This is a genomic window from Aeromonas sp. OTU364 (assembly GCF_038440395.1).
Taxonomy (GTDB): domain Bacteria; phylum Pseudomonadota; class Gammaproteobacteria; order Enterobacterales; family Aeromonadaceae; genus Aeromonas.
On record NZ_JASATR010000001.1, the window covers coordinates 69030 to 81526 of the forward strand.

The following is a 12497-nucleotide window of genomic DNA, read 5'->3' on the forward strand; positions in this document are numbered from 1 at the left end:
GTCCCACGGCTTTCGGAGCGGCGGCGTGAGCTATACCACTGCGGTGATCATGGAGTGGCTGGCGTCCGTGCTCTGGCCGCTTGCCCGGGTGAGCAGCCTGCTGATGGTGATGGCGGTGTTCGGCAGCCGGCTGGCTCCTGCCAACGTTCGCATGGGGCTGGCGCTCGCCATCACCTTCATCATCGCCCCCCTGCTGCCCCCCATGCCCAAGGTGGAGCTGTTCTCCGTCGGCAGTTTCCTGGTGCTGGGGCAGCAGCTGCTCATCGGCATAGCGCTCGGCCTCATGACCCAGTTTCTGCTGGAAAGCTTCGTGATGGCGGGCCAGATCATCGCCATGCAGACCAGTCTGGGCTTCGCCACCCTGGTGGATCCCATGAACGGCCAGTCGGCCCCCGTGGTGGGCCAGTTCTACCTGATGCTGGCGACCCTGGTGTTCCTGGCGGTGGATGGCCATCTCCTGATGATCAGGATGGTGGTACTGAGCTTCGAAACCCTGCCGGTCTCGGACAGCGGGCTCAGCCTGCCCGCCATCCGCAGCCTGGTGAGCTTCCTCGGGGTCATGTACCAGGCCTCCCTGGTGATGGCCCTGTCGGCCATCATAGCCCTGCTGCTCATCAACTTCGCGTTCGGGGTCATGACCCGGGCAGCCCCCCAGCTCAACATCTTCAGCATCGGCTTTGCGGTCAGCATGATGTCGGGCCTCTTCATCCTCTGGCTCACCATAGGGGGTTTCATGGGGCACTTCGATTCCCTCTGGGAGCGGGTGCAGGAGACCAGCTGCGAGCTTATCAAGGTCCAGTGCCTGGGGGGGCAGAATGGTTGATACAGGTCTGCTCGACAGTTGCCAGCCAGTCGGGAGACTGCATCTCATTGATACCGATCGGGTCAATGGCACCGAACAACCAGGCCATGCTATCGGCTGGCTGACTTACAGCGGCCAGTCAGTCGGGGGACTGCATCTCATTGATACCGATCCGGTCAACGGCATCGAACAACCAGGCCATGCTATCGGCTGGCTGACTTACAGCGGCCAGTCAGTCGGGGGACTGCATGCCATTGATACCGATCGGGTCAACGGCACCGAACAACCAGGCCATGCCATCGGCTGGCTGATCGACAACGGCCAGTCAGTCGGGGGACTGCATCTCATTGATACCGATCGGGTCAATGGCACCGAACAACCAGGCCATGCTATCGGCTGGCTGATCGACAGCGGCCGGTCAGTCGGGGTTCAGCATGGCTGATACCGATCAGGAACGCACAGAACAACCCACGGGCAAACGACTGCAACAGGCCCGGGAAAAAGGGCAGATTGCACGCTCCAAGGAGCTGGGAACCGCCAGCGTCCTGCTGGCGACTGTGTTCGGCTTGCTGATGATCAAGGAGATCCTGGCGGGGGCCATGGTCAAGGTACTCACCATGGGCTTTACCCTGGACCGGGATCAGGCCTTCGATCCCAACGCCATGGGGGTCATGCTGCCCACCCTGCTGTGGGAGTTGCTGCAACCCCTCGGCCTGCTGTTCCTGCTGGTGACCATAGCCGCCTTCGTGGGCAACACATTGCTGGGGGGGATGAACTTCTCCTCCGAGGCCATGTTGCCCAAATGGAGCAAGTTGAGCCCCTTGAGTGGTTTGAAGAGGATGTTCGGGGTGCAATCCCTGGTGGAGCTCGTCAAGTCCATCGCCAAGGTGGTGTTCATCAGCCTGTTCGCCTGGTGGATGCTGTCGAGCCAGTTCAATCACCTGCTCAACCTCTCCCTGGAGGGGTTCCCCGGCGGCATCATAGACGCCCTGGATCTGCTGCTGTGGATGCTGATCATCCTCTGCTGCGCCCTGATCCCCATCGTCGCCATAGACGTGCCCTTCCAGACCTGGAACCACAATCGCCAGCTCAAGATGACCAAGCAGGAGATCAAGGACGAGTTCAAGGACAGCGAGGGCAAGCCCGAGGTCAAGGGGCGGATACGCCAGTTGCAGATGCAGATGGCGATGCGCCGCATGATGGGGGATGTGCCCAAGGCGGACGTCATCATCACCAACCCGACCCACTACTCGGTGGCCCTGAAGTACGACGCGGGCAAGCCGGGCGCAGCCCCCAAGGTGCTGGCCAAGGGGGTGGACGAGGTGGCGATGAAGATCCGGGAGATAGCGCGGGAATACGACATCCCCGTGATGTCCTCGCCGCCCCTGACCCGGGCCATCTACCATGCCACCGAGATTGGCCAGGAGATCCCCGAGGGGCTCTTTGCCGCCGTGGCCCAGGTGCTGGCCTACGTCTATCAGCTCAAGAAGTTCCGCCGTGGCCGTGGCCGCCGTCCGACCCCGGTCGCCAGGGATCTCCCCATTCCGCCGGAATATCGCAAGTAATCCCTATTTTGGGAGGCGCTGGTTGTCTCCATCCTTAAGGGTCTGTCCACTATGGCACCGGACTATCGCAGGTAGTCTGGTGTTCAGCGGAGGCTGGCTGCCCTGAGCGCCATGGATCAACCCACTGTGCCACCGAAATATTGCATCTAGCCTCGCTCCCGCCTCGTTTGCATGGATCGGCTCGCTATTCCCCACACTGATCATCATGGCGCTGCCCGTTCCAGCGGGATTTGCGGGCAACACCTCGCTACCCATCAAGCTACCCGAACGTGTCCTCCGACGGACTTCTGACAGCATCAAAATAAAATCCATATAGATCAAGCCATTGGGTAATTGGCTTGATATTTGCTTTAATTCGCCATCGGCAGTGGTAAATCGAGAAGAGCGATGGGATTCAAGGCTGGAGTGAGCCGTTTCAAAGAGTACAGATGGTTGCTCAGCAAGGGGATAGGGACCCCGTTGCTGGTGCTCGCCTCCCTCGGCATGGTGGTGCTCCCCATACCGCCCCTGATGCTGGATATCCTCTTCTCCTTCAACATCGCCCTCTCCATAGTGGTGCTGCTGGTGGCCGTCTATACCCGTCGGCCGCTGGAGTTTGCCGCCTTCCCCACAGTCCTGCTGATAGCGACCCTGCTGCGGCTCGCGCTCAACGTCGCCTCCACCCGGGTGGTGCTGCTGGAAGGGCACAACGGCAGCGCGGCGGCGGGCCATGTGATCGAGGCCTTCGGCAACGTGGTGATCGGCGGCAACTATGCGGTGGGCATCATCGTCTTCATGATCCTGGTGATCATCAACTTCGTGGTGGTCACCAAGGGTGCGGGCCGGATCTCCGAGGTGAGCGCCCGCTTCACCCTGGATGCCATGCCCGGCAAGCAGATGGCCATAGATGCGGACCTGAACGCCGGTCTCATCAACCAGGAAGAGGCCAAGAAGCGCCGTCAGGACGTGACCCAGGAAGCTGACTTCTACGGCTCCATGGACGGTGCCTCCAAATTCGTGAAGGGGGATGCCGTCGCCGGCATCATGATCCTCTTCATCAACATCATCGGTGGCTTCATCATCGGCATGATGCAGCACCAGCTCAGCTTCGGCGAAGCGGCCGAGATCTACACCCTGCTCGCCATAGGTGACGGCCTGGTGGCGCAGATCCCCTCCCTGCTGCTCTCCATCGCCGCCGCCATCATAGTCACCCGCCAGAATACCGATCAGGACATGGGCACGGCCGTGCTCGGCCAACTGTTCGAGAACCCCAAGGCGCTGGTGATCTCCGCCGGCATACTGCTGATGATGGGCAGCGTGCCCGGCATGCCGCACCTGGCCTTCCTGAGTCTGGGGGCCGTGGCGGCAGCAGGCGCCTGGTGGCTGCTGCGCCGGGAGAAACTGAACAAGGCGAGGGCGGCGAGCGGTGAACTCTTGCCGGCCCTGGGTGATGCCCCGGTGGAGCAGAAGGACCTGAGCTGGGACGACGTCATGCCGGTTGACATCATAGGCCTGGAGGTGGGCTATCAGCTCATCCCGCTGGTGGACAAGAACCAGGGGGGCGAGCTGCTCAACCGGATCAAGGGGGTGCGCAAGAAGCTCTCCCAGGAGTTCGGCTTCCTGGTGCCTGCGGTGCACATCCGCGACAACCTGGATCTCGCCCCCAACCAGTACCGCATCACCCTGATGGGGGTGAGCACAGGCGAGGCCACCGTCTATCACGACAAGGAGATGGCCATCAACCCGGGCCAGGTGTTCGGCCAGATCCAGGGCATAGCGACCCAGGATCCCGCGTTCGGGCTGGAAGCTGTCTGGGTCGCCAAGGAGCAGGTCTCCCAGGCCCAGACCCTTGGCTACACAGTGGTGGATGCGGCCACCGTGGTGGCCACTCACCTCAGCCAGATCCTCTCCAACCATGCCGCCCTGCTGCTGGGTCACGACGAGGTGCAGCAACTGCTGGACATGATAGGGAAGCATCAGAGCAAGCTGGTGGAAGGGCTGGTTCCCGAGGTGATCAGCATGGGCAACCTGGTCAAGGTATTGCAAAATCTCCTCAATGAAGGCGTGCCAATTCGCGATATGCGCACTATCCTGCAGACCCTCGTGGAATATGCGCCACGCAGTCCTGACCCGGAAGTGCTGACCGCCGCCTGCCGTATCGCCCTGCGCAGGCTGATCGTGCAGGAGATTGCCGGCCCCGAGCCCGAGCTGCCGGTGATCACCCTTTCACCAGAACTGGAACGCATATTGCATCAATCCCTGCAAGCAGGTGGGGGAGATGGCGCCGGTATAGAACCGGGACTGGCGGAGCGGATGCAGCGCTCCCTGGTGGAAGCCACTCAACGACAAGAACTGGAAGGCCAGCCGGCCGTGCTTCTGACATCGGGGATATTGCGCAATACCCTGGCGAAATTTGTCAAGAATGCCATTCCTGGATTACGCGTCCTGTCTTATCAGGAAGTGCCTGATGACAAGCAGATCCGCATCGTCAGTGCGGTGGGACAGGGCTAGTTAGCGGAGATGACGGGTGAAGATTAAGCGATTTTTTGCCAAAGACATGCGCACGGCGCTGGCCGAGGTCAAGGAGACTCTCGGGCCGGATGCCGTCATCATGTCCAACAAAAAGGTCACCGGTGGGGTGGAGATAGTCGCGGCCGTCGATTATCAATCCCAGGTGCCTGGACCTAAAGATGCGCCGGTTCGCCGTCAGTTGAACGATGAGAGCGTCAATATCTCGTCTGCGGGCAAGCAGATGACGCGCTCGGCTCCCCCCAAGGAGCAGAACGAATACTATGCCGATACCCTGGCGGCCCTGCTGGCGCGCCAGCAGAAGCTCAACCCGGCCAATCCGGCGGGCGGCAACGCCGCTCAGGGGTCATGGCCTGCGAATGGGGCGGGCAACGGCAATGCTGCGCCGGCCTCCTGGCCCGCCAATGGCGGCGCCGGCACCCAGTCCGCCGGGCTGGCGTCTGCCGCCAGCGCACCCAGAACCCTGGCCGAACAGGGCCAGTGGGGCGCGGCCCCCGAGCCCGCCAAGCCCAAGGCGCGCCCGGCCCCCGGCCCCCGTGCAGCGCAACCTGCCCCGCGGGATCAGGAGATGGAGGGGATGCGCAAGGAGATGGCCAGCATCCGCAAGCTGCTGGAGCACCAGATCTCCGGTCTGATGTGGCAGGAAGTAGAGCGCCGCGAGCCGATGCGGGCGCTGCTCATCAAGGAACTCAAGAAGATGGGGTTCGATGATGCCTTCGCCGATCAGCTGGCCGGGCTTATCCCGGAAGACATGCCCATCCATCAGGCCATGGCCCAGCTGGCCGAGGTACTGACGGCCCAGCTCAAGATCAGCGAAGACGACATCCTGCGCCAGGGCGGTGCCGTGGCGCTGCTCGGCCCGACCGGGGTGGGCAAGACCACCACCATCGCCAAGCTGGCGGCCCGCTTTGCCATGAAGTATGGCGCCGAGCAGGTGGCCCTCATCACCACGGACAACTACAGGATCGGGGCCCACGAACAGCTGCAGACCTATGGTCGCATCATGGGGTGCCCGGTGCGTCAGGTGCGCGATGCCGAGGAGCTGGCCAATGCGCTCTATCAGTTCCGTCACCGCCGGCTGGTGCTCATCGACACCGCCGGGGTAGGGCAGCGGGATATCCGCCTGACCGAGCAGCTCGACACCCTGGTCAAGAATGCCAAGGTGCGCATTCGCAGCTATCTGGTCATGTCGGCCACCTCCCAGCGCCGGGTGATGCAGGAGGCGGTGGATCACTTCCGGCGCATTCCGCTCTCCGGCTGCATCCTGACCAAGCTCGACGAGAGCCTGAATCTGGGTGAAGTGATTAACGTATGCATTCAGAACGCCCTGCCCATCAGCTACATCACGGATGGACAGCGGGTGCCGGAAGATATTCAAGTTGCCAATGCGGCGCTGCTGGTCGGCGCGGCCATGGGCTCGCTGGAGCGGGAAACAGAAGACCCTTACTTCTGGGGTTCAGGTTTTGGCGAGGCCGAAGATTCGGAGTTTTATGAGTAACATGTATATGGATCAGGCGAGTGGTCTGCGCAAAATGCGTCAAAACAATCGAGTGAAAGTGATCGCCGTGTCCGGAGGCAAGGGGGGCGTTGGCAAGACCAACGTGACCCTGAACGTGGCGGGAGCCATGGCCGCCCAGGGCAAGCGGGTGTTGGTGCTGGATGCCGACCTGGGTCTGGCCAACGTCGACGTCATGCTGGGGCTGCGGGTGCACCGCAACCTCTCCCATGTGCTGGCGGGGGAGTGCACCATAGACGACATCATCGTCGAGGGGCCCTACGGCATGATGATAGTGCCGGCCACCTCGGGCACCCAGTCCATGGTGGAGCTGTCGCCGGTACAACACGCCGAGCTCATCCGCGCCTTCAGCGAGATGAAGACCCAGGTGGACGTGCTGCTGGTGGACACGGCGGCGGGGATCTCCGACATGGTGCTGAGCTTCACCCGTGCGGCCCAGGACATCATGGTGGTGGTGTGCGACGAGCCCACCTCCATCACGGATGCCTATGCCCTCATCAAGATCCTCTCCAAGGATCACGGGGTGTTCCGCTTCAAGGTGGTGGCCAACATGGTCCGCTCCCTGCGCGAGGGGCAGGAGCTGTTCGCCAAGCTGACCCGGGTCACCGACCGCTTCCTGGACACCTCCCTGGAGCTGGTGGCCTGCGTGCCTTACGACACCAACCTGCGGGCCGCGGTGCGCAAGCAGAAGCTGATCGTCGAGGCGTTTCCCAAGTCCCCCGCCTCCCTGGCATTCCGTGCCCTGGCGAACAAGGCGGCGAGCTGGCCCATCCCGAACCAGCCGGGGGGACACCTCGAATTTTTCCTGGAAAACTTATTGCAAAAGCCGGTCATAGCACAGGAAGACTCCCGTGAATAAAGCCCAAGCATACTTGCGTCATCAGGATTCCTACGTGCTGGTCGAGCGTCATGCTCCGCTGGTCAAGCGGATTGCCCAGCATTTATTGGCTCGCCTGCCAAGCAGTGTCTTGCTGGATGACCTGATCCAGGCAGGTATGATTGGGCTGCTCGAAGCCTCCCGCAACTTTGACGGCAGCAAGGGCGCCAGCTTTGAAACCTATGCCGGCATCCGCATCCGCGGCGCCATGCTCGACGAGATCCGCCGCGGGGACTGGGTGCCCCGCTCGGTGCACCGCAACAGCCGTGCCATCGCAGAGGCGATCGAGAACGTGGAGCAGGCCCATGGCCGGGATGCCAGAGACACCGAGGTGGCCGCCAACATGGGGGTCTCCCTTGGCGAATACCATGCCATGCTGCAGGATGTCTCCTGCGGCAAGATCATCGGCATCGAGGATCTCGGGGTCAGCGAGGATGTGATAGGGCATCCCGATGACGCCAGCGGTCACGGCGGCTTCGACGATCTGGCGGCCGAGCGCTTTCAGGGCGCCCTGGCCGAACACATCGCACGCCTGCCCGAACGGGAAGCCCTGGTGCTGTCGCTGTATTACGACGAAGAGCTGAACTTGCGTGAAATCGGGGAAGTCCTGAGCGTGAGCGAGTCTCGGGTGAGCCAGATCCACAGCCAGGCCATGCACAGGCTGCGGGCCCGTTTGAGAGATTGGAATTTATAAGTGGTTGTACTGGCTACACTGGAACGCAACTCTAAGGCATAATCCGCACCATAAAACCTGCGATCTGCATCATGTAAGTGAGCCGTTTTGGCGGCTATTTAGGAGGGAATTTTGGACAAGAACATGAAAATCCTCATCGTCGACGATTTTTCAACGATGCGCCGGATTATCAAGAACTTGCTGCGTGACCTGGGATATAACAATACCCATGAAGCAGACGATGGCAACACGGCCCTGCCGATGTTGAAAAACGGCGATTATCAGTTCGTGGTCACCGACTGGAACATGCCCGGCATGCAGGGCATAGACCTGCTCAAGGCGATCCGTCTCGATGACAAGCTCAAGCACCTGCCGGTACTGATGGTGACTGCGGAAGCCAAGCGCGAGCAGATCATCGAAGCCGCCCAGGCCGGGGTCAATGGCTATATCGTCAAGCCGTTCACTGCCGCCACCCTCAAAGAGAAGCTCGACAAAATCTTTGAACGAATCGGCTAAGGAGCGGCAGGGATGAAGGCCAAAACGAGTGCCATGATCTCGCTTGAACAGGCAAGGATGCTGGTTGCCCACCTGGAGCGAGAAGAGTTTGAACAGGCCGATACCATCCTCGCCGATGTGTGCGCCCCCAATGCGGCGGCCCTGTTTGACAAGGTGGGGCAGCTGACCCGCCAGTTGCACAACTCACTGCAAGATTTTCGCCTGGATCCCAGGATCCCCGACCTGGCCACCCATGAGATCCCGGATGCCCGGGAGCGGCTCAGCTATGTCATCGACATGACGGACAAGGCGGCCAATCGCACCATGGATGCGGTCGAGGCCAGCCTTCCCATCGCCGATCGGCTCAATGACAACATTCAGCTGGTGATGCCCAATTGGAATGCCTTGATGAGCCGGGATCTTGAACTGGGCCAGTTCAAGGCACTCTGCCATCAACTGAATGATTTTATTAAGGCTTCGGAGACGGATGCCGATAAGTTACGACAACTGCTGACTGAAATCCTGATGGCTCAGGATTTCCAGGACTTGACCGGTCAGATGATCCGCAAGGTGATCAAGCTGGTGCAGGAAGTTGAAACAAAGTTGATAGAGATGCTGACCATGTTTGGTGAGGCCGTCATCGAGAATTCGGCGCGCAGCCTGCCAGTGAGCGGCATCGAGGCAGAAGGCCCCATCATGAACCCGCAGACAAGGTCCGATGTGGTCAATGGTCAAGATGATGTGGACGATCTGCTGTCTAGCCTGGGATTCTAATGGAGTGACGCATGGCCTTCGAAGTTGATGAAGACATACTGCAAGACTTTTTGGTCGAAGCATCAGAAATATTGGAACAGTTGTCTGAACAACTGGTCGACTTGGAAAAGCGGCCCGATGACAAGAATCTGTTGAATGCCATCTTTCGCGGCTTCCATACCGTCAAAGGGGGAGCGGGTTTCCTCTCCCTGACCGAGCTGGTGGACGTCTGCCACGGTGCCGAGAACCTGTTCGACATGCTGCGCAACGGCAAGCGAACCCTCAGTGCCGAGCTGATGGATGTCATTTTGCAGGCCCTTGATGCCATCAACGTCATGTTTGCCCAGGTGCAGAACCGGGAGCCGACCAGCCCGGCCTCTGCGGATCTGCTGCACGATCTGCACGAATTGTGCAAACCCGAAGGGCAGGAGCAGCTGCGTACCGCCAGTGTTGCCGCCCCGCAGCAGCCAGAACCTGAACCCGTCATCGTCGTCGAGAGCGCCCCTGTGGCCGTCAACGGTGGCGGCTCCATCGACGAGATCTCCGCCGACGAATTCGAGCGCCTGCTGGATGAACTGCACGGTGCCGGCAAGGCGCCGACGGTGTCTGCCGCCCCCGTGTTGAGCGGTTCGGGCGACATCACGGACGACGAGTTCGAGGCCCTGCTCGATCAGCTGCATGGCCAGGGCCAGCACGGCGGCGCCCCGGATCTCTCCCCACTGCAATCGGTACAAAAAGAGGTGGACGAGCTCATCGACGACGACGAGTTCGAACGCCTGCTGGATGAATTGCATGGCCGTGGCCAGGCGCCCCAGCACAGCATGGCGGCTGCACCGGCTCCCGAGCCCAAGGCTCCCGCCGCGCCCGTGACCCCCAAGGCGCCGGTCGCGGCCAGCGCGGCCCCCGCCAAACCCGCCCCTGCCCCGGCCAAACCGGCCCCGGCACCCGCCCCTGCCAAGCAGACGGCCCCCGCCGAGAGCAGTGCGGTGCAAAACGACACTACGGTGCGGGTGGATACCAAGACCCTGGACGTCATCATGAACATGGTGGGCGAGCTGGTGCTGGTGCGAAACCGCCTGGTGAGCCTCGGCATCGCCAGCAACGACGAAGAGATGTCCAAGGCGGTGGCCAACCTGGATGTGGTGACCGCCGATCTGCAGGGCGCGGTCATGAAGACCCGCATGCAACCTATCAAGAAAGTCTTCGGTCGCTTCCCCCGCGTTGTGCGCGATCTCGCCCGTACCCTCAAGAAAGAGATCGAGCTGGTGATGGTGGGTGAAGAGACGGATCTCGACAAGAACCTGGTGGAGGCCCTGGCCGATCCCCTGGTTCACCTGGTGCGCAACTCCTGCGACCACGGGGTCGAGATGCCGGACGTGCGGGAGAAGGCGGGCAAGCCCCGTCAGGGCACCATCACCCTGAGCGCCTCCCAGCAGGGAGACCATATCCTGCTCTGCATCGAGGATGACGGCGCCGGCATGGATCCGGAGAAGCTCAAAGCCATCGCCATCAGCCGTGGCGTGCTCGATGCCGACAGCGCGGCGCGCATGAGCGACAACGACGCCTACAACCTGATCTTCGCCCCCGGCTTCTCCACCAAGTCCGAGATCTCAGACATCTCGGGCCGTGGCGTCGGCATGGATGTGGTGAAGACCAGCATCGTCAGCCTCAATGGCTCGGTGCACATCGATTCGACCTGGGGCAAGGGCACCCGACTCGAGATCAAGGTCCCCCTGACCCTGGCCATACTGCCGACCCTGATGGTGGAAGTGGGTGAACAGACCTTCGCCCTGCCGCTTGGCTGCGTGAACGAAATTTTCCACCTGGATCTGAAGAAGGCCAACGTGGTGGACGGCCAGCTCACCATCATAGTCCGTGACAAGGCGATCCCGCTGTTCTACCTGCACAAGTGGCTGGTACGCGGTGCCGGCAGAACGGCGCGCCAGGACACAGGCCACGTGGTCATCGTCCAGATCGGCACCCAGCAGGTGGGCTTCGTGGTGGACAACCTCATCGGTCAGGAAGAGGTGGTGATCAAGCCCCTGGACAATCTGCTGCAAGGGACCCCCGGCATGGCCGGCGCCACCATCACCAGCGATGGCGGCATCGCCCTCATCCTGGACGTGCCCAGCCTGCTCAAGGCCTATGCCCGCCGCCACTGAGCGTCTGGCCCAAGGAGTTAAAAGAATAACAATGGCAGTCAAGGTATTAGTGGTCGACGATTCGAGTTTCTTCCGTCGTCGGGTCAGCGAGATCATCAATCAGGACCCCCTGATGACGGTGATCGACACGGCCCAGAACGGCCGGGAGGCGGTAGACAAGGCGCTGCAGTTGCGGCCTGATGTCATCACCATGGACATCGAAATGCCGGTGCTCGACGGCATCAGCGCCGTGCGCGAGATCATGGCCAAGTGTCCGACCCCCATACTGATGTTCTCCTCGCTGACCCACGAGGGGGCCAAGGCGACCCTGGATGCACTGGATGCCGGTGCCCTGGATTTCCTGCCCAAGAAGTTCGAAGACATAGCCCGGGACAAGGATGAGGCCGTCAAGCTGCTGCAACAGCGCGTCAGGGAGATTGCCCGCAAGCGCTTCCTGATGGCGGCCGCCAGACCCCGGACGCCGGAGCCTGCGGTGCGCCCCGCCCTCGGCGCTGCCTCGGCACGTCCTCTTGAGCGCCAGCCCGAGCCGGTTCGCGCCGCGGCGCCCGCCAGCTTCAAGCGCAGCGGCAAGAGCTATCAGCTGGTGGCCATCGGCACCTCCACCGGTGGCCCGGTGGCGCTGCAGAACGTGCTGACCAAGCTGCCGGGAGATTTCCCTCACCCCATATTGCTGATCCAACATATGCCGGCCACCTTCACCGCGGCCTTCGCCGCCCGTCTCAACGGCCTGTGCCAGATCGGGGTAAAGGAGGCTGAAGACGGTGACGTGCTAAGGCCGGGTCACGCCTATCTGGCCCCGGGTGGCAAGCAGATGCTGCTGGAAGGGCGCGGGCCAGGTGCTCGCCTTCGCATCATAGAGGGCAATGACAAGGTCAACTACAAGCCCTGCGTCGACATCACCTTCGCCTCCGCCGCCAAGATCTACGGCGACAAGGTGCTCGCCATCGTGCTGACCGGCATGGGCGCCGATGGCCGGGACGGGGCGCGTCTGCTCAAGGAGCAGGGCGCCACCATCTGGGCGCAGGATGAAGCCTCCTGCGTGGTCTACGGCATGCCCCAGGCGGTTGCCAAGGCGGGCATAGCCAGCGAATCCCTGCCGCTGGACAGGGTGGCCCAGCGCATCCTGGTCGAGTTGGGTCGCTGACC

At 61.9% G+C, this 12497-nt stretch carries 11 protein-coding genes; all 11 read left to right on the forward strand.

Annotated elements, in window-relative coordinates:
* Positions 1 to 25 precede the first annotated feature (25 nt).
* The 11 genes from fliR to AAHB08_RS00360 all read left to right on the forward strand — a co-directional run bounded on the left by fliR (position 26) and on the right by AAHB08_RS00360 (position 12495).
* Entirely contained in the window at positions 26 to 823 is a 798-nt protein-coding gene (fliR, locus tag AAHB08_RS00310; protein ID WP_202046411.1) for a flagellar biosynthetic protein FliR, read from the forward strand.
* Complete coding sequence (locus AAHB08_RS00315; RefSeq protein ID WP_342057767.1) at positions 816 to 1244, forward strand: hypothetical protein; 429 nt, start codon at positions 816 to 818, stop codon at positions 1242 to 1244. The genes fliR and AAHB08_RS00315 overlap by 8 nt, the downstream gene beginning before the upstream one ends.
* The gene (gene flhB, locus AAHB08_RS00320) at positions 1237 to 2367 is read left to right on the forward strand and encodes a flagellar biosynthesis protein FlhB (protein WP_342057768.1); all 1131 of its coding nucleotides are present in this window, start codon (positions 1237 to 1239) and stop codon (positions 2365 to 2367) included. Before AAHB08_RS00315 ends, flhB begins: the two co-directional genes overlap by 8 nt.
* 387 nt (positions 2368 to 2754) lie before the next feature.
* On the forward strand, positions 2755 to 4857 hold the full coding sequence (gene flhA, locus AAHB08_RS00325; protein ID WP_342057769.1) for a flagellar biosynthesis protein FlhA: 2103 nt from the start codon (positions 2755 to 2757) through the stop codon (positions 4855 to 4857).
* Positions 4858 to 4873: 16 nt separating this feature from the next.
* Complete coding sequence (flhF, locus tag AAHB08_RS00330; RefSeq protein WP_342057770.1) at positions 4874 to 6373, forward strand: flagellar biosynthesis protein FlhF; 1500 nt, start codon at positions 4874 to 4876, stop codon at positions 6371 to 6373.
* Position 6374: 1 nt separating this feature from the next.
* Positions 6375 to 7250: a MinD/ParA family protein gene (locus AAHB08_RS00335; RefSeq protein WP_025326254.1), complete on the forward strand. Its 876-nt coding sequence runs from the start codon at positions 6375 to 6377 to the stop codon at positions 7248 to 7250.
* Positions 7243 to 7962 (forward strand): RNA polymerase sigma factor FliA, encoded by a 720-nt coding sequence (locus tag AAHB08_RS00340; protein WP_025326255.1) that lies wholly within the window; start codon positions 7243 to 7245, stop codon positions 7960 to 7962. Before AAHB08_RS00335 ends, AAHB08_RS00340 begins: the two co-directional genes overlap by 8 nt.
* A gap of 123 nt (positions 7963 to 8085) precedes the next feature.
* Positions 8086 to 8457: a chemotaxis response regulator CheY gene (gene cheY, locus AAHB08_RS00345; RefSeq protein WP_425266319.1), complete on the forward strand. Its 372-nt coding sequence runs from the start codon at positions 8086 to 8088 to the stop codon at positions 8455 to 8457.
* Positions 8458 to 8469: 12 nt separating this feature from the next.
* Positions 8470 to 9210 (forward strand): protein phosphatase CheZ, encoded by a 741-nt coding sequence (locus AAHB08_RS00350; protein ID WP_342057771.1) that lies wholly within the window; start codon positions 8470 to 8472, stop codon positions 9208 to 9210.
* Positions 9211 to 9221: 11 nt separating this feature from the next.
* Entirely contained in the window at positions 9222 to 11351 is a 2130-nt protein-coding gene (locus tag AAHB08_RS00355; RefSeq protein ID WP_342057772.1) for a chemotaxis protein CheA, read from the forward strand.
* Between the two features lie 31 nt (positions 11352 to 11382).
* A complete protein-coding gene (locus AAHB08_RS00360; protein ID WP_342057773.1) occupies positions 11383 to 12495 on the forward strand; it encodes a protein-glutamate methylesterase/protein-glutamine glutaminase in 1113 nt (370 codons plus the stop codon).
* Positions 12496 to 12497: the final 2 nt, after the last annotated feature.